Origin of the sequence: Acinetobacter sp. YH12100 (assembly GCF_013419135.1) — a bacterium.
Classification (GTDB): Bacteria; Pseudomonadota; Gammaproteobacteria; order Pseudomonadales; family Moraxellaceae; genus Acinetobacter; species Acinetobacter pseudolwoffii.
The window spans coordinates 127,884-146,450 of the sequence record NZ_VPAQ01000005.1; the positions used below are offsets into that span (position 1 = coordinate 127,884).

Here is an 18,567-nt window from a genome sequence, read left to right on the forward strand (position 1 = left end):
AGTGATGATGACTGAAATTAAGTTGCCGATTATTGGTTATATGCAATCACCCTATAAAGAAAAATTTGGTATTCCACGGCAGCCCAATCTGGTGCAGGTCGAAAGTTATATCGAAATGGTCGGCCCCTATAATGATTTGCTGGCATTTGAAGGAATTGAGGCTTTTAGTCATCTTTGGCTGATCTGGCAATTTCATGACAATAAAAACCAGGACAATAGCCAGTTTCGTCCACAAGTGCGTCCGCCACGTTTGGGCGGTAACAAGAAAATAGGCGTGTTTGCTACACGCAGCATGTATCGTCCATCACCGATTGGTTTATCTGTGGTCAAACTCAAAGAAGTGAGAAAGGTTGGCAAGCATGTTCAGGTGTATGTCACGGGGAGTGATTTGCTGGATGGCACGCCAATTATGGATATCAAACCTTATATTCAATATTCGGATGCTATCATCGAAGCACAAAGCGGTTATGCACAGGATGAACCATCACGTAAAACCGTCATCTGGTGTGATGAAGCGGAGCAGCAAAAGCAACAATTACTAGGAAATGGAAAAATTTCTGTGCAGACGATTCAGGAACTAGAAGCTGTCTTATCTTTAGATCCAAGACCAGCGTATCAGGATGATGAGGAACGGGTTTATGGAATGAAGTTTGCGGATTTAGATGTGAGGTTTAAAATAGTCGGTGATAGGGTAAAAATACAGGAACTTTAAGTTCCTGTACCTCCGACTTAGCTAACTTAGCTATTAATCAAGTAAACGATGAAAATTATTTACTGATCACGTTATTCATTTGTTTTCTAATTTCGCTTGAAGCTACATCATTAAATGCATTACATGCATTTTGAGTCAAATCATAAAGTTCTTGGCGAACTTGTTTCTCATGATTATCTTTTGCAGAAGTTATCAAACTTTGAAGTTCTGATAATAAGTTTTTGAAATCATATTCCTTTCCTGCTGGATGGTAATCCACTTCATAATATTTACTTTTATATTCTGCTAGACCCCATTGCTGATCTTCTCGGAGATCTAAATAAGCAATTGCATCTTTAAAGGTTTTTTTAGAATAGTTTTTACTATCAGTGGATACATCGGCCCATTCTGTTTTTAAGTAATCTTGTATATCTTCTTCAAGTGAATATTTATATAATTCAATATATTCTTTTGAATTTGAAATATCTTGAAATTGAATACATTTTGAGTTTGCTGGGAATTTTGCATTACTTGTTAAGGTGTAGAATTTTTCACCTAACTCCCCCATTGTATAGGTATCAAGTAAATTATATTTAAGTGTTAAATAATTATTGGGACTAAGTATTGGAGCAATATTTTTACCACTAATAACCCGAATCCTGCTTAAGCCGATGATTCCTTAATTTGAATTGTTGGCTTATTTCGATGGGTTAATTGATATGCACATAGTGAGGCGTAAATTCCACTCAGAAATCCATGAAGACTACGTGCTTTACTCGTCACTAAATTGTATTGCCCCTTCAATAAGCTGAATAATGTTTCTATTTTATTGCGTTGTCTTAGGTGATATTCATCTGATGCACAGAGTTGAATAGCCTGCATATTCTTCCGATGATAAGTAATTAAATCAATATCTTGATCTTTCAATCTAATTTTTAATTCTTGGCTGATGTAGCCCCGATCCCCGTAAAGTTTTGCTTCTATACCAGCAACCAATTGCTCAACCATTTTTATGTCAGCAACATGTCCATTCGATAAAGCAGAACAGGCAATTTCACCAAATTGATTCATTGCAATATGTAATTTACAGCCATAAAACCAGCCCATTGAGCTTCTACCACGTGATGCAATTTGGATTAATGATTTATGACGCTGAATACGTTGATTTTTACAAACTGGCAGAGTTGTTGAATCAGTCCATAAATATTGTGTACCTTGGCCTTTCATCAGTGCCACATGTAAAGCGTGTAGAGCTAATTCATGCATATTGATCAGATGAATCATCCTTTGATAGCAAGGCAAGTACTTAAATAAATGGCTTTTATCTTCTTTTAACCAGCTGAAAAAGGCTTTGAAATTATTGAAATGAGAGCATTTGTACCAAATGGCAATAAAGCAGATTTCTGAAATTGTAAGTTGAGCAGTTCTGATTCTTAAGGAACCACGGTTTTGTTTGAGAAACTCCCAATAAGTTGATTCAAATTTAAGAAAAAAATCATCAATTACGCAGAATAATTCGGTACTATTGAACATCAGGACGAGAGTTGTGAGTTTGGTGTGGTAACTCAACTGATGGCTCTAGTCCTCTTATTTTTCAAGTCAATTTCTTATCCGCGATTCGGGTACTAATATCAATTTCTTTAAATTTAATTATAGTTTGAAGATCTTTTGAGTTAATAGAGGAGTAGGGTGCTAGTTGCCATGTAGTGGCATTTGTTTTTATTATTCCATTTAACTGTCCATATTTAGGATGCATATTACCTGTATCGTATAATCCATTTTCGGTTAAAGAGAATGTATTGCTCTCATCCCAACCTGTGGTTTCTTCGACTTTAAAGTATAAGTTTCCTTGATCAAAAGTATTTTGCTCAATTTCATAATCTAAAGTTTCATCAGAATATTCATCAACAAAAAATGTAGTCCATTGTTGAAATGATGGGGGTGGTAAGATTAAGGCTACCTGTACCAGGGTTTGAATCAGAAGATGAGCCCCCACCACAAGCACTTAGCATGAATGCACTAAAAACTGCGAGTGATAAATTCTTAAATTTCATAAAAATCCCTATAAAAAATCGTAGTAATAAAATTGTTTTTTAAAATAAAGCAGACTAATTATAGCGAATAAATATCAAAATTAAATTTGCAAAATATATAAAAATTAACTATTTAAATATACTTAACAATCAAAATGTCATCCACCACAACAGCCCGATCAAAACCGCCATATGCAAAATCTGCACAGGCGCAAAATAAAGGACAAACTTCCAGCCACCGGTCAAAGCGGCATTAGCTGACTTGGCCAGGGCATGAGCACCCAGACCTAAAAGCAGGGCATAAATTAGACGCATATTGGAGGGGTCGCCTTGAACGACGACACTGGCCATCGCGGCATGAATCTCGAACAGAGAGGCGAGCAAGGTCCCGGCCAGTAAGCCGGCATCCCCGAGCCAGACCTCTAGTCCGTAAACTCCAGCCTGAATGAGTGTTAAAGTCACTGCAATAATCACAGCTTCTTTTAAGCTAAACATCTGGCTGTCTGATGACTCCATGCTCGGAGCAGGTTTTGCTTTGCGCAGTAATAAAAATGCACAGGCTGCCAGAAGGATTACCGCAACTAAAGAGGGCAAGAGCAGGATTTTAAGCCAGCTCCAGGATACGCCCCCGACCACAATCAATAGCAAAACAATAGTCGAGATACAGGACATCAGTGCAGCGCCGGCATTCGATCGTGCATCCATTTCACCTTTACGGACCTGTAAGCCCAACTGTGCGATGGTGGCTGTACTGGAAACAAAACCGGAAGCGATGGAGGATAGCATCAGGGCATTTTTAGTCGAAAAAAAGCGTTTCGCAATATGCGCCAGAGCTTGTACCACTAAAATTAAGGTCAGTAATTTTAAAATAAGATAAGGGTTAAGCACTTCGCCCCAAAAAGGTCGGTCAGGGGTAAGCGGCAGACCAATCAAAATCAAGGCCAGTAATAACAGTCCATCCCTGAACTCGGCTTCTTTGATCCATTTTCCGGCAATATTGTGCATGGTATGTTTGGCCATCAAAATACCGGTTAAGAGCACAGAAAGACCGGCTGCCAGAGGAATATTCCACAAACACATGGCGCCAATAAAATAGGTCATCACAAATGCAAGCTCTGTGGTAATGCCTGGGTCATCTGGCTGATTTTTGATGGATAAAATGACCATACCACCCACGATCAAAGCACCTATTACAGCAATCACGATTCCAAACAGGAAACACAGTGCGCCCAATAAAGCACAGATCGCAAAGGAACGTAAGCCGGCAAAACTTGGTTGCTGTTCGCGTTGCTTATGCCGTTCCCGCTCCAGACCAATTAGCAGGCCGCAGCCCAATGCCGAGGTGAGTATCGTGAGCAGTTCATGAAAAGAATGCGCATGCAGGGGAACCGCAGTCAAATCCATCTGTGACCTCAGCAAGCTAAGAGTTGATTATTTAAAAATATATGCGACCAGATAGAGTTTGCATAGACCAAAAATGTTGCAGTGGCGATCTAAATTCATTATTTACTTTCTTTTTGAGATTGAAATAGAAACGTACATTCGACAGGTCGGGAGCATGCGAAAAACTGCAAAAACTTGTTATAGTGGAGGCAAGTTTGGGGACTGATAATAATGAAATTTGACTTTGAAATTGATACGGCATGGTGTTTAGAGCAACTTTTTAAAGACGGTAAAATCAGTGAACGCGACCGAATGCTGGTACAGACGACGCATCGGCAACGTGAACAATTAAAATGGCATCCTTTGCAGTGGATCGCCAATTTTCATCTGGTCGATCAATCCCATTCTCAAACGACACTCACCCTGAACCGTTTATGTCAATGGCTGGCAGAAAAAACCGGCTTGATGTTCTATATCATTGATCCGCTCAAAGCTGATGTGCAGGCATTGACCAATGTCATGTCACAGGAATATGCATTACGTAACCGTATTCTGGCAGTAGAAATTCAGGCAGACAAAGTTCTGATCGCCACGGATCAGCCTTATAAAACCGAATGGGTGTCGAATCTCGAGCAAAATATTTCCCCGAAAAAAATACAACGGGTATTACTGAATCCGGAACAGTTACAACGTTATATTACTGAATATTATCAGGTCAGTCGTGCGGTCAGTGGTTCACAAAAATCCTCTGCCTATGACCGGGAAAACAAAGGCGTCGAAGCCTTGCTGCAACTGGGTGATTCGCAAAATCCGGATGCCAATGACCAGCATATTGTCAAACTGGTGGACTGGGTGCTGCAATTTGCCTTTGAGCAGGGTGCCAGTGATATTCATATGGAACCGCGCAAAGGTACGGGCAAGATTCGCTTTCGAATCGATGGGGTGTTGCATACCATTTATAACATGCCGGCCAATACGCTGACAGCGGTGATTTCCCGAATCAAGATTCTGGGCCGGATGAATGTGGCGGAAAAACGTAAACCGCAGGATGGCCGCCTGAAAACCCGGACACCGAAAGGACAGGAAACCGAATTGCGTCTGTCGACCTTGCCGACGGCATTTGGTGAAAAGCTGGTAATGCGGATTTTCGATCCGGAAGTACTGGTCAGAAGTTTCCAGCAACTCGGTTTTGAAGGGCATCTGCTCAATGACTGGAATACGCTGACCAGTCATAGTCACGGCATTATTCTAGTCACAGGGCCAACTGGTTCCGGTAAAACTACGACGCTTTATTCAACCTTGAAGCAGCTGGCGACTGAACAGGTGAATGTCTGTACCATTGAAGACCCGATCGAGATGCTGGAACCTAGCTTTAACCAGATGCAGGTCAATAATGGCATTGATCTCGGTTTTGCTGATGGCGTGCGCGCATTGATGCGTCAGGATCCGGACATTATCATGGTCGGTGAGATTCGTGATCAGGATACTGCCAATATGGCGATCCAGGCGGCACTGACCGGCCATCTGGTGCTATCTACCTTACATACCAACGATGCGCCGTCGAGTCTGACCCGTTTGCATGATCTGGGCGTACAACCATTTTTGACCGCAGCCACCATTCTCGGGGTATTGGCCCAGCGTCTGGTGCGTAAACTGTGTCCGCATTGCAAGCAGGAAAGCTTCTTGAATGAACAGGAATGGCAGCATCTGGCGGCAGATTATCCACTACCACGTCCGGAATTTGTCTTTAAAGCAGTAGGCTGCGAGGAATGTCGTCACACCGGTTATAAAGGTCGTGTCGGGATTTATGAATTTATGCCCCTGAGTCTGGAAACCAAGCAGTTGATTGGGGCCGATGCCAATTTGAACCAGTTACGCCAGCAGGCCAAAAAAGAAGGGGTAGAACCATTGCGTATTGCCGGCGCACGTAAAGTCATGGAAGGAATGACCACACTGGAAGAAGTCTTGAGAGTGGTGCCCTTAAATTAATTTTTGAAAATGAGGGTTTCTTAAGATTCAGCTCATCTTCGGCTGTTTTAATTGCATTATCGAAACCAAGCACAGATACACATAGAGGTATATGTAATGAAAATGATGATGAATACCGTTTTAGCAGCCACCCTGATGGGTTCAATCGCGACAGCAGCTGTAGCGAGTAACGAAACTGTGAATCAGCCCGTGGTAAATCAGGCCGCTTTTGCTCAAGTCACTACCGTTAAACAGGCTTTGGGCATGAAAGATGATAGCAATGTTCAGCTTAAAGGCTATGTGGTTAAAGCGGTCGGTGATGAAAAATATCAGTTCCGTGACAGCACCGGCAGCATCACCGTAGAAATTGATGATGAACTTTGGCAGGGCAAACCGATTTCCGCCAAAACCCCAGTGACCATTATTGGTGAAGTGGATATTGATTACAAACCGGCAAAACGCGTTGAAATTGATGTCGAGCAGCTTCGTTTCTAATTTTAATATGAACAGCTGAATTGAATCTGAAGCTTGCTCTGGATTCGAGGGTTGTAAAAAACCACATGCAAATCATACAAAAAAGCATGTGGTTTTTTTGAGTCTGGACATTTTTCAGGGCAAGATAGACAGATTGGCAAAGCGGAGCACAGCATGCGTATTCTTTTGGCAGAAGATGATCAGTCTCAGGCAGAAAGTATTCAGACCTGGCTGGAAATGGACGGCTATGTGATTGACTGGGTCGAGCGTGGCGATCATGCCATTTTGGCCATCGAACAACATCACTATGACTGCGTGTTACTGGATCGTGGACTTCCCAATGCAACGGGAGACGATATTCTAAAAAGCCTGCGCAGCATACAGAAAGATACACCGGTAATTTTTATTACCGCCCGGGACAGTATTGATGATCGGGTTGAGGGACTGGATCTTGGTGCCAATGATTATCTGGTCAAACCTTTTAGCCTGGAAGAGCTTTCCGCCCGGGTGCGTGCGCAGTTAAGACTGAAACAGAAAACGCCAAATCATATTCTGAAATGGCAGGATTTAAGTCTGGACACCCAGGCCAAGGCTCTGAATAAGGCTGGTCAGGCAATTGGTCTGACCGCGAAAGAATTTCAGATTTTATATAAACTGATGCAGCAGCCGGAACATATCATTACCCGCGAGCAACTGGAAGAATCGCTATATGCCTGGGGGGATGAAATTGAAAGTAATGCCATTGAAGTGTTTATTTACCAGTTACGTAAAAAAATTGGCAGCCAGATGATTAAAACCATCCGTGGTTTGGGTTATCGCATGCATAAACCCGAGGCATAAATATGTCTGCACCAGTCTCCCTGCAAACTCGCCTGATCAAGAATGCCATGCTGAGCTCCATGCTGGCAGGATTGTTGGCGTGGTTGCTGTTACTCGGGGTTTCAAGTTATCAAGCCATTCAGCTGCATGACGATTTGATGGAACAGATTGCCGAGTTATTACTTGGGGATGTCAGACAGGCCAAAGGTGATCAGGTCGATGAAATCAGCGAGCAATTCGATATTCAATATGCGCTATTGCTCAATCAGGATATTTTGACCACGTCCATCGATGATGATTTGATTAACAGTGTGCGGGTTAATGAACACAGTGGCTTTCAGTTTGCTTATGAAAATGGCCGTTTTATCCGGATTTTAACTGCTAAAGAGGATGGCTTGCAGGCCAAAGTACTGCAGCCTTTATCGGTACGTTTTAACGAGTTATGGCAAACCACCTTCAGTTTTGCCGGAATTTTACTGATACTCTGGTTATTGCAATGGCTGATTTTACATGTGGTCGTGAAACGTCAATTACAACCTCTAAATAATATTTCCCGCGCCATAGGTTCCAAGTCGGCCGAAGATTTAAGTCCGGTCAACAGTCCAGATCCTGAAATCACGGAATTGCAACCGATTGTGCAGCAGTTAAATGCCATGCTGAACCGGCTGGAAAAATCACTGCTGGCCGAACAGCGCTTTACTGCCGATGCATCGCATGAATTACGCTCGCCGCTTTCTGCCATTCAGATGCGTTTGCAGGTATTGAAACGTCAATATCAGCACGATGCCCAGTTGCCGCAAGCCCTGCAACTGATTCAGAATGATGTCAATCGTGGTACGCAAGTGCTGGAGAATTTACTCTTATTGGCACGTCTGGATCCTGAAAAAGCAGAGCAGTTGCCGCAACAGGCCGTAAATCTGAAAATGATTGTTCAGGAGGTATTACAGGCGTTGCAGCCTTTTGCCGCAGAGAAACAGATCAAATGGCAGCTGAGCATAGACGACGGCCAGATCATGGCAAATGCAGAATTAATTTTTAGCTGCATTCGTAACTTGGTGGATAATGCAATTCGCTATACCCCAGAACGAGGTAGGATTGAGATAAAAACAGATGTTGATGCCGCAGGGCGTTTGCGCTTAGTGATTGAAAATTCGGGAACAGGCATAGCACGGGAAGTATTGGTACATCTGGGAGAACGATTTTATCGTGCTTTAGGCACACGTACCTCAGGGTCGGGTTTGGGGTTGTCGATTTGCCGTAAAATTATGCAATTACACGCAGCAGAAATTGAGATTGCGGCCTCTGATTTGGGTGGACTGAAAGTTATACTCAGTTTTGCCAAATCTTAATTCAGTTCGCTAAAAAAGCAGTATGCGCTGATTCATACTGCTGGTTCCCACGTTTATTATGATTAGAGTGTTATCGTTATTTTGTGAGGATCAGGCGATTATTACGGGTCAGGCGTAAACGGTATTCTTCACCAGCATGCATAATTCTAATTTCACGCCCAAGTGCGAAAAGATTATTTGAGTGCAGCATGGGTAGTGCATGATGGCTATCGTTATTACGGCTAAACAAGCTAAAAGGTGCGTTCATTCCATCGACTCCGTGGTATCTGTTTTGGATTGATTTAAATGATAATCATTATCGAATAGGTCTGTCAATGAATAATTCTGTAATTTATAAAATAGAGCAATTTGCTTACAATCTGTAAAACTTCGAGTGCAGTAAAATGATGTCTAAACCCAATATTCATGTTGCGATTTCAATCTTATTTCATAAAAATCAAGTGCTTGTGGGGTGGCGAAAAGCCAGTCAGCATCAAGGCAACAAATATGAATTTCCAGGTGGAAAAGTAGAATCGGGTGAGCAACCGGTTGAAGCCTGTCGACGTGAAGTGCTGGAAGAGGTCGGGATTGATCTGGATCAGTGGCATGCATTCGATTTTATCTGTCATGAATATGAAGATGTCATTGTCAACCTACATATATTTCATGCGTCAGTGTCTGAGTCACAATTGTCAGGAATTCAACCACCCTGGAGCTGGTATGCGCGTGAACAGCTGAGCAGTCTGAATTTTCCCAAAGCCAACCAGTCCATGCTGCAAAAGCTGCAATGGCCACAACGTATTAAGATCGCAGATGATCTGGCGATTTTACATCAACTTGATCCAGATCAGATGCTATATTGGCGCGTTGAAATCACACCTGAACGGGTCATACAATTACAACAGCTTCCGATTGAACAGCTTTCCAAGCTCATGATTAATCAGGAACTCTGGTCACAGCTCAATGAATTACAGCAGCAAACGATTCGAAGCATTCACTTGAAACAATCGCAATTAATGGCTGTGCAACCCGGCCAGTTGATGCGAGGTTATCGTTATATTGCAGCCTGTCATGATCTGGCGGCATTACAGCAGGCTGAGCAGGTGGGCTGTGAAGCGGCTTTGCTCAGTCCTGTACTTGCAACACAAACGCACCCGGATACTTCGCCACTAGGCTGGGAACAATTTAAACAGATGGCAGCACAGGTACAGATTCCGGTTTTCGCTTTGGGCGGGCTGAAAACAGAAGATCTGAGCTATGCACAGAGCCAGCATGCTTACGGTATTGCCGGTATACGCAATATCTAGGTAAGCTGCTTTCCATTAGTAAGCATTTAGACAGAGACTAAAGTCCTTTTAAAGCCTGCTGGGCGTTTTGAATTGCTTTGGTATTTTTTTGCTGTTGTGCTGCTTTTAAACGGACCTGCCAAAGCTGTTTCTTCATCGCATTGGATTGTGCATAACTCAAGCCACGCAAGGCAAACGCATCTGCACGTGTAGCTTGATTTTTACGATTAGCGATCATACCTAAATACAGGTAAGTTTCAGGCGCTTGAGGTGCCAGGCGTTGGGCTTGTACAGCTGCGGTTTCAGCTTGAGAAAATTGCTGTTTGGCATAGGCCTGCTGGGTTTGCTGCATAAGACGCTTGAAAGCAGGCAGATTACGGCCATCATCAAATTTCTGGTTTTTAGGCTTTTGCTCAGGAATTACAATTTTCTGGCGTTTGATTTCAGGACGGTCATAAGGCGTAATCACGACGCCGTCTGGGGTCTGTGGTTTAGGCTTTTCTGTTGCAGGTTTGGCTGGAGCAGTCGGCTTTTCTGGTTCTGGAAAGCTTTGGCAGCCCACCAAACTGAGGATGAGCAGGCCAGGGATGATTTTTTGTAACATAAACATAGACTCAATTAATGGCTATAACTTCCACTCGCGATGATACGGGTTTCGTTGGCAAGATCGCGTTCTATTTCTGTTTCACTTTCTTGTATATAACGGCTGATATCATCCATCTCGTCCGGATTGGAAGAAGAAGGTTCCGAGTCGATGGTCACTGGTTCCGTCACGTAGCGCGAGAGACCGCAAGGGGTGGCCTGATTCGGTAGCGAATGCTGCGAAATCGGAATATACATGGCACCTTCACAGCCTGGCGCAGACAACAAGCCGGTATAACGATCCAGCCAGTGCCATTGAATTTCATTCGGTTGTGGCAGATTGACCGGCTTCTGGCGGAGCTGTTTCATGACATTGACCCAGACTGGAAGTGCACCAGAGGAACCGGTTAAACCAGTCACTTTGTTGTCATCCAGACCCAGCCAGACCACGGTCATATAATTACCTGAATAGCCGGCAAACCATGAATCACGGCTATCATTGGTGGTGCCTGATTTACCTGCAAGATTCAGATTACTCGGCAGACTGTTATAAGCTGCGCGGCCTGTACCACTCGACATGACCTGTTGCAGGCCATAATTCAGGGCATAGGCTGAAGCCGGGTCAATGGTCGGTTGTACGCTTAAGCTATAACGGTCGAGTATCCGTCCATTGGCATCGACCACAGAACGAATTGACTTGGTTGGATATTTAAAGCCACCTGTGGCGAAGTTACCATAAATATTCATCACCTCCATTGGCGACATATCCACCGCACCTAAATAAATAGACGGATAGGATGGAATATCGGAAGTGACGCCAAATTTTTTCAGATGATTAATAAAGGTAGACAGACCAAATTCTTGTCCTAAACGTACAGTAGACAGATTGTAGGATTGTGACAGCGCTTGTGACATCGGTACGACACCATGTCCACGGCCACTGTAGTTTTTCGGCGTCCAGGTCTTACCATCACTTTGTACACTAATTTCACTGTCTTCAATCGGACTGGCCCAATGGTAACGATTTGATTCCAGTGCACTCAGGTAAATCACAGGCTTTAATAATGAACCCACCTGACGTTTGGCATCTACTGTACGGTTAAAACCGGTAAAGTCTTGAGTCGAGCCGACTGCTGCAACCAGTTCACCATTTTCCGGATGTGATACCAAAACTGCACCCTGCAAGTCTTTTAAACGGCCCGGATTAGATTTGGTTAAACGTGCGACTGTCTGCTTAAAACTGTCCTGAATTCGGGTTTGAGCCAAAGGATCCAGCGTGGTGAAAATACGCAGACCCTGATTGGTCAGGTCAGTTTCCTGATAGTCAGTGCGTAATTGACGACGCACAATATCCAGGAAGTCCGGGAAACGTGCAGGGCCCAAGGTTGGTTTTGAAATCACGTTCAATGGACGTGCGGTTTCTTTTTCATATTGTTCTTGGCTTAGATAGCCCATCACCAGCATATTATTCAGGACGATATCACGGCGTTTTTTCGCACTTTCAGGATTACGCCATGGGTTATACAAGCTTGGGCCTTGTACCAGACCGACTAAAAAAGCCTGCTGGGAAATATTCAGTTCACGCAGTGGCAGACCAAAATAAAACTGAGAAGCCAAGCCATAACCATTAATTGAATAGTTACCATTTTGGCCGAGATTCACTTCATTTAGATAAGCTTCCAGAATTTCATTCTTGTCATAATGTAATTCAACCAGCATGGCCATAAAGGCTTCATTGACTTTACGCTTTAAGGTACGCTCAGGCGTTAAATAGAAATTTTTCACCAGTTGCTGGGTTAAAGTCGAGCCACCCTGACGTTTGCCACCGGTAATATTACTGACAACAGCACGTGCAATACCGCGTGGAGATACGCCATGGTGTTCATAGAATTTACGGTCTTCAGTTGCGATGAGCGCTTCGATCAATGGTTTAGGCACTTTATTCAGTTTGATCAGTACCCGGTCTTCGTTATGCTGTGGATAAATTCCACCAATCAATAAGGGTTCCAGTCGGGCAATACCGCTAGAAGATGGCTTGGTGGCGCTGACCTCAGTCACTTGGTTAGCATTAAAACTCACTTTCAGAACTTGTTCCGGTTCAACCCGATCACCAAAATCAAAGCCACGGGTATGTACATATAAAGTATTTCCCGTAGTGACAAAATTGCCCGACTTGGCATAACTATCCGAGTTTTTATAACCGAGTAATTTTAATTCTTGTTGGAAATCCTGCTGACTGACTGGGGCATTGACGTACACTTCCATTGGACGTGCGAAGACTTTCGCCGGAATGTCCCAGCGTTGACCTTCAAATTTTTCGCGTACAATATTATCTAATTTAATCAGGTAAATACTAAATACGACAAAGATGGAAATGACTAAAATCGAGAAAATTAAGGCAAAAAACCCCATGCCACGTTCAGATTTCATAAATACTTATAAGATCCTGTGAAATTGTACTAATCATGCGAAGCTTTTAATCATTTTGCAATATTTAATCAATAAATGCGCTTAAAATTAAAATCAAAGCCCACAATTTCTCCTTAATTCAAATATATTTCAAATAATTTGCGACGAGCTAGCATCCTGTTATAAATTATCATCCAGGTATAGCTTAATGCTATGATATGCAAGATCCGTAGCGGAGCGACGACACTGGTGCAAATTTCCCATAAAACCTTTCGAAATATCGGGTTAATAGGACGTCCTGATAAATCATCGGTGGTTGAAACCTTATGTCTTATTCATGATCATCTTCTGAATTTAGGCTTACATCCTGTTTTTGATGCAGCGACAGCTGAACTCGTTCCATATAACAATACCCAAACTGTCAGTCGTGCTTTACTTGGTGAAGTCGTTGATCTGGTCATTGTGGTAGGAGGGGATGGTTCGCTTTTGCATGCAGCACGCGCACTGGTCAAGTACAATACTCCTGTGATCGGCGTTAACCGGGGGCGTCTGGGATTCTTAACCGACATTAAGCCAACCGAAGTCATCTTTAAGTTGGATCAGGTGTTAAAAGGTGATTTTCAGACTGAGCGACGTTTTTTACTCGAAGTCGAAATTCGCTCCAAAGGCGAAGTGATTTACGATGCGATTGCACTGAACGATGTGGTACTGCATTCAGGAAAATCGGTGCATATGATCGATTTTGAACTGAATATTGACGGACAGTATGTCTATCGTCAGCACAGTGATGGCCTGATTGTATCGACGCCGACCGGCTCTACGGCTTATGCACTTTCTGGGGGCGGGCCAATTGTCCATCCGAGTATGGATGCGATTGCGCTGGTGCCGATGCATCCGCATACCTTGTCTTCACGCCCGATTGTGGTCGGTGGACACAGCGAAATTAAATTACTGATTCGTGAAAATCGCGTACTGCCGATGGTCAGTGCGGATGGACAACACAGTGTGTCTTTGAATGTTGGCGATAGCGTCCATATTCGCAAGCATCCCTTTAAACTGAATCTTCTGCATCCACCGGGCTATGACTTTTATAATGCCTGTCGAACCAAACTGGGGTGGAATCAGGACTTTGATTATTTTAAGCAGGATTAAATCATGAATATTGAACAAATGCTTGCCGTACTCAATCCTGAGATTGTTGAACGCCTAAGAACAGCAATTGAAATTGGAAAGTGGCCAAATGGTGTAGCCCTAACTCAGGAACAACGCCAGACTTGTATGCAGGCAGTCTATGCCTGGGAAATGAAAAACTTGCCTGAAAATGAGCGCAGCGGTTTTATCGATCGCGGTACTAAAGAAGAAGGCGAGGAATGTGATGATGATCATCACAAGAATGAACCGGAATTCAAGCCAATCCGTTTTGTTTAAGCACTGACGTCGAGTCAGTCGAGAGATATTTAAAAAAGCATTGTTCAATGAAGGAACAATGCTTTTTTCTACACATTTCAAAGTTTAAACGGTGTGACGATTCACCCATAATTCTTTGGCTTTTTGCATCGCAACTTCATAGCTTTTACATGCACCCATGCTATACAACGCAATGCCCATGGTTTCCGTAACCGCAATCTCGCCATATTCATGGCTTTGCTGACCATCCCATACTGCTTTAAATAAGGCCAGATCCAGTTCTTCCTCAACCGGACTACGATTGTCAGTCAGTTTCGGTAGTTCATATTCGTACAGTTCGCCATCTTTAATACCGCAGATCAAAGTTTTGGCATCCGGATTACGCTCAAATTCGCCCCCTTCACCTTTAATTACCGCACTATTTTTATAACCTAAGCGGAAAGCCGCCTGTTGGTGCGAACCCCGATACGCCGGATGGAAAATTGCTTGCAGCGTTGCTTTGGCATTAAACGGGTTAATTAAACGAGCCAGCGTATGAATCGGGGAGCGCAGTCCCATTACATTTCGTAGGCCAATCAGATCTGCCAGAATCGGAGAAATCACCTCTAACGGGATATAGGCAAAATGTCGTTGCTGTAATTGCTGCTCCACTTCATCATCATTTTGACAGATTGGATAGCCTAAGCAAGTTAACACTTGTTCGGTATAAACCCGGTTCATGGTATGACCAGCGGCACCATGCATCACAATAGTATAACCATGCTTGGCCAACGTCAGTGCTGCCAGAATAAACCATGGATAATGCTTGCGCTTGCCTGCATAAGAGGACCAGTCCAGATCGACATCCAGCTGCTTAAATTCAAGCTGGTCGCGTGTGGCCTGAACAAAACCGGCTAACTCATCTACAGACTCTTCTTTGACCCGCAATAACATCAAGAACGCCCCTAGCTGCACATCGAGCACTTCATCTTTCAGAATCATGCTAAAGGCTTGATAGGCTTCATCATAGCTGAGGGAGCGGGCGCCATTTTTTCCTTTCCCCACGATGCGTACATATTGGGCAAAGGGATGTTCGAAATCTTTATAAATATTTCTTTTGGTATTCATAACTTATACAGCTTGCAGCAAATATTGGGGTCAATGAGGAGGGTCTAAAATTAACAAAGCTTTCAGTATACGGAAAACAGGCATTTAAATCTGATTATCGACTAATGTCTAATTCAATGCGAGCAAAAAGCAGGCAATTGCATAAGACTTTATGCACATTTAATGGGATTTTTCAGTAAAATTCAGACAATTTTTAGAGTTTGTTTAAGTTTTCTTAATCTCTTTCTCCCATTTAATACTTTGGTCTGATGCTGCGCGTCAGATTGAATGCGTGGCTGATTTTCATTTTGAACATTCTCTTGAGCCTATTGAGACTTGATCCAGTTCATCTTCAGAGCAGATGAACAGATCAGTGCATTTCTCAAAATGGTCTTTTTATTTTCAGATATCGTTCAAGTAGATTTATTATGGCGAAAAAACCGATTTATAAGTCACTGTATTTTCAGGTGATTGTGGCTATTATTGCAGGTATTCTGGTCGGGCATTTCTCGCCGAGTGGTACGCAAATTATCAATGGTGTAGAACAGTATGTTCCTGGCTTGGGTGAACAGCTTAAACCGCTGGGTGATGCATTTATCCGCCTGATCAAAATGATCATCGCACCGGTGATTTTCTGTACCGTGGTCAGCGGTATTGCGGGTATGGAAAGCATGAAATCAGTGGGTAAAACTGGTGGTGTTGCTTTACTTTACTTCGAAATCGTCTCCACGATTGCGTTGGTCATCGGTCTGGTGGTGATTAACATCGTCAAGCCAGGTGTAGGCATGAACGTTGATCCTGCATCACTGGATACCACGGGCATCAGCAAATATGTCGCTACAGGTGAGTCACAGTCGACGATCGACTTCCTGATGAATATCATTCCAAATACGGTGGTAGGCGCATTTGCGGAAGGCGAAATTCTACAGGTTCTGTTGTTCGCGATCATTTTTGGTTTCGCGCTGCATAAGCTGGGTGATCAAGGCAAGCCAGTCCTGAAACTCATCGACCAGATTTCACATGTATTCTTCAATATTGTGAACATGATAATGAAACTGGCGCCAATCGGTGCATTTGGTGCGATGGCCTTTACCATTGGTAAATATGGTATTGGTTCGCTTGCTCAGCTGGCACAGTTGATCATTTGTTTCTATATCACCTGCGTACTGTTTATTTTCATCGTACTGGGTTCAATTGCGCGTTTTGCGGGTTTCAGTATCATGAAGATGATTCGTCTGATCCGTGAAGAACTGCTGATTGTACTGGGTACTTCTTCTTCAGAATCAGTATTGCCACGTATGTTGAAAAAACTGGAACTTGCTGGTGCTGAAAAATCAGTGGTAGGTCTGGTGATTCCAACCGGTTATTCATTTAACCTAGATGGAACTTCAATCTATTTGACCATGGCTGCGATCTTTATTGCGCAGGCGACCAATACACAACTTGATTTGTCTCATCAGATTACCCTTCTTCTGGTACTGTTGATTTCATCTAAAGGTGCGGCAGGTGTCACGGGTTCTGGCTTTATTGTGATGGCAGCAACCTTGGCTGCTGTGGGTAATATTCCTGTTGCAGGTCTGGCCTTGATTCTCGGTATTGACCGTTTCATGTCTGAAGCGCGTGCCTTGACCAATCTGGTGGGTAACTCTTTGGCGACTTTGGTTGTTGCAAAATGGGTAGGCCAGCTCGATATGGACAAGCTGAACTATGCATTGGCAAATCCATCAGAAATTGATGAAAAAATGGCGCAAGAAGGCAATAACGCCCATTAATTCTAATGTTTGAAAGAAAAAGGAAGCTTCGGCTTCCTTTTTTATTGACTGCAAAGTTAGTAAAAGATAGATGCCAGTACATGACAGTAAAGCTGAAAGTAGATAGTCTGTAAAACAGGAAATAAAACGATAAACAGTATAAGGACAACAGAATGCTTGCCTACGATGCCGATCTAGAATTATTCCGCGACAATTTTAAACGCTTTATGAATGAACATGTCGCACCGTATTATCAACAATGGGAGCACGAAGGCCTGATGCCACGTTCAGTCTGGAATGCACTTGGTGAAAATGGTTTCTTGTGTGTCGATGTTCCGGAGGAATATGGCGGCTATGGGGTGCCAACCGATTATTCATTGATGCTGATTGAAGAGTCTGCACGTGCCGGATACAGTGCCATTTCTACAGGATTGTCCTGTCATTCGGATATTGCTGCACCCTATATCTTGCACATTGGAACTGAAGAGCAGAAGAAACACTGGTTGCCGAAAATGGTGAGCGGTGAAGTGGTCGGTGCGATTGGTATGACCGAGCCAGGTGCCGGCTCAGACTTGCAAGCCATGCGTACCAGTGCCATCTTGCAGGATGATTACTATGTATTAAATGGCTCAAAAACCTTTATTTCCAATGGTCAGCATGCCGACCTGGTGGTACTGGCAGTCAAAACCGATCCGCAAGCGCGTGCCAAAGGCGTTTCTTTGTTACTGGCCGACACGCATCTGGAAGGCTTTAAAAAAGGCACTAATCTGGACAAGATTGGCCTGCATGCGCAAGATACTTCGGAACTGTTCTTTGACAATGTCAAGGTGCCGAAAGACCAGTTACTCGGTCAACCGGGGCAGGGTTTTACTTATTTGATGCAGGAATTACCGCGTGAGCGTACCGCCATCGCAGCAACAGCCTTGGGTGCAATTCGTGGTTCTATTGATGTGACCACGCAATATGTGAAAGAGCGTCAGGCTTTTGGTCAGGCCATCGGTCAATTCCAGAATACTCGTTTTGTTTTGGCACAAGCGAAAATTGATGAATTGGCGACCGCAGCTTTTTATAACCAGAATCTTGAGCTTTATATGCAAGGGAAACTGGATGTCGAAACTGCAGCGGCATTGAAAAGTTTTTCTACCGATATGCAGATGAAGATTGCTGACAATCTGCTTCAGCTCTTTGGTGGTTATGGCTACATGACTGAATATCCAATTTCACGCTTCTTTGTCGATGCCCGTATTCAACGGATTTATGGCGGTACCAATGAAATCATGAAAGAAATTGTAGCCCGTGGTCTATTAGGACGTTAATCGATTAATGAAAAAAGAGTCCTTTTTAAGGACT

General features: G+C 43.4%; 18 protein-coding genes. 10 read left to right on the plus strand and 8 right to left on the minus strand.

The genetic code is table 11. The features are described from left to right. The first annotated feature begins 7 nt into the window (after positions 1–7). Positions 8–712 (plus strand): tRNA (N6-threonylcarbamoyladenosine(37)-N6)-methyltransferase TrmO, encoded by a 705-nt coding sequence (gene tsaA / locus FTU40_RS05430; RefSeq protein ID WP_180040085.1) that lies wholly within the window; start codon positions 8–10, stop codon positions 710–712. 55 nt (positions 713–767) lie between these two features. Here tsaA and FTU40_RS05435 read toward each other — a convergent pair whose 3' ends face one another. The 4 genes from FTU40_RS05435 to FTU40_RS05450 form a co-directional block, all read right to left on the minus strand. Continuing rightward, the gene (locus tag FTU40_RS05435) at positions 768–1,259 is read right to left on the minus strand and encodes a hypothetical protein (RefSeq protein WP_252357258.1); all 492 of its coding nucleotides are present in this window, start codon (positions 1,257–1,259) and stop codon (positions 768–770) included. Positions 1,260–1,354: 95 nt separating this feature from the next. Then, positions 1,355–2,224, minus strand: coding sequence for an IS982 family transposase (locus FTU40_RS05440; RefSeq protein ID WP_180040111.1), 870 nt, complete (start codon positions 2,222–2,224; stop codon positions 1,355–1,357). Between the two features lie 61 nt (positions 2,225–2,285). Beyond that, on the minus strand, positions 2,286–2,687 hold the full coding sequence (locus FTU40_RS05445) for a hypothetical protein (RefSeq protein ID WP_180040087.1): 402 nt from the start codon (positions 2,685–2,687) through the stop codon (positions 2,286–2,288). Between the two features lie 187 nt (positions 2,688–2,874). Further along, a complete protein-coding gene (locus FTU40_RS05450; protein WP_005170208.1) occupies positions 2,875–4,128 on the minus strand; it encodes an MgtC/SapB family protein in 1,254 nt (417 codons plus the stop codon). 210 nt (positions 4,129–4,338) lie between these two features. On the opposite strand from FTU40_RS05450, the gene FTU40_RS05455 reads away from it, so the two are divergent. From FTU40_RS05455 to FTU40_RS05470, 4 genes are all read left to right on the plus strand, one after another. Continuing rightward, positions 4,339–6,096, plus strand: a complete 1,758-nt coding sequence (locus tag FTU40_RS05455; RefSeq protein WP_180040089.1) for a GspE/PulE family protein — start codon at positions 4,339–4,341, stop codon at positions 6,094–6,096. 96 nt (positions 6,097–6,192) lie between these two features. Further along, on the plus strand, positions 6,193–6,570 hold the full coding sequence (locus FTU40_RS05460; protein ID WP_005097478.1) for a NirD/YgiW/YdeI family stress tolerance protein: 378 nt from the start codon (positions 6,193–6,195) through the stop codon (positions 6,568–6,570). Positions 6,571–6,723: 153 nt separating this feature from the next. After that, positions 6,724–7,389, plus strand: a complete 666-nt coding sequence (locus FTU40_RS05465; protein WP_005170211.1) for a response regulator transcription factor — start codon at positions 6,724–6,726, stop codon at positions 7,387–7,389. Between the two features lie 2 nt (positions 7,390–7,391). Next, positions 7,392–8,717 (plus strand): HAMP domain-containing sensor histidine kinase, encoded by a 1,326-nt coding sequence (locus FTU40_RS05470; protein ID WP_180040091.1) that lies wholly within the window; start codon positions 7,392–7,394, stop codon positions 8,715–8,717. Between the two features lie 76 nt (positions 8,718–8,793). On the opposite strand, the gene hemP is transcribed toward FTU40_RS05470, so the two are convergent. Next, positions 8,794–8,964, minus strand: coding sequence for a hemin uptake protein HemP (gene hemP / locus FTU40_RS05475; RefSeq protein WP_005170213.1), 171 nt, complete (start codon positions 8,962–8,964; stop codon positions 8,794–8,796). A 139-nt stretch (positions 8,965–9,103) separates the two neighbouring features. Between hemP and FTU40_RS05480 the strand changes: the two genes are divergently transcribed. Beyond that, positions 9,104–10,003, plus strand: a complete 900-nt coding sequence (locus tag FTU40_RS05480; protein WP_180040093.1) for an NUDIX domain-containing protein — start codon at positions 9,104–9,106, stop codon at positions 10,001–10,003. A gap of 37 nt (positions 10,004–10,040) precedes the next feature. Here the strand turns inward: FTU40_RS05480 and FTU40_RS05485 are convergent, their stop codons facing one another. Then, positions 10,041–10,586 (minus strand): tetratricopeptide repeat protein, encoded by a 546-nt coding sequence (locus tag FTU40_RS05485; protein WP_180040095.1) that lies wholly within the window; start codon positions 10,584–10,586, stop codon positions 10,041–10,043. Between the two features lie 14 nt (positions 10,587–10,600). Continuing rightward, entirely contained in the window at positions 10,601–12,994 is a 2,394-nt protein-coding gene (gene mrcB / locus FTU40_RS05490; RefSeq protein WP_180040097.1) for a penicillin-binding protein 1B, read from the minus strand. 192 nt (positions 12,995–13,186) lie between these two features. Between mrcB and FTU40_RS05495 the strand changes: the two genes are divergently transcribed. Both FTU40_RS05495 and FTU40_RS05500 read left to right on the plus strand, forming a co-directional pair. Then, positions 13,187–14,125, plus strand: coding sequence for an NAD(+) kinase (locus FTU40_RS05495; RefSeq protein ID WP_005097467.1), 939 nt, complete (start codon positions 13,187–13,189; stop codon positions 14,123–14,125). Between the two features lie 3 nt (positions 14,126–14,128). Further along, positions 14,129–14,401 (plus strand): YeaC family protein, encoded by a 273-nt coding sequence (locus FTU40_RS05500; RefSeq protein WP_005097466.1) that lies wholly within the window; start codon positions 14,129–14,131, stop codon positions 14,399–14,401. 84 nt (positions 14,402–14,485) lie between these two features. Here the strand turns inward: FTU40_RS05500 and FTU40_RS05505 are convergent, their stop codons facing one another. Beyond that, positions 14,486–15,487 carry a glycosyl transferase family protein gene (locus FTU40_RS05505; protein WP_180040099.1) on the minus strand — a complete coding sequence of 334 codons (1,002 nt, stop codon included), beginning with the start codon at positions 15,485–15,487 and terminating at the stop codon, positions 14,486–14,488. 407 nt (positions 15,488–15,894) lie between these two features. On the opposite strand from FTU40_RS05505, the gene FTU40_RS05510 reads away from it, so the two are divergent. Together FTU40_RS05510 and FTU40_RS05515 are read left to right on the plus strand one after the other, a co-directional pair. Beyond that, positions 15,895–17,238, plus strand: a complete 1,344-nt coding sequence (locus FTU40_RS05510; protein ID WP_005097464.1) for a dicarboxylate/amino acid:cation symporter — start codon at positions 15,895–15,897, stop codon at positions 17,236–17,238. Between the two features lie 152 nt (positions 17,239–17,390). After that, positions 17,391–18,533: an acyl-CoA dehydrogenase family protein gene (locus tag FTU40_RS05515; protein WP_005097463.1), complete on the plus strand. Its 1,143-nt coding sequence runs from the start codon at positions 17,391–17,393 to the stop codon at positions 18,531–18,533. The last annotated feature ends 34 nt before the right edge of the window (positions 18,534–18,567 follow it).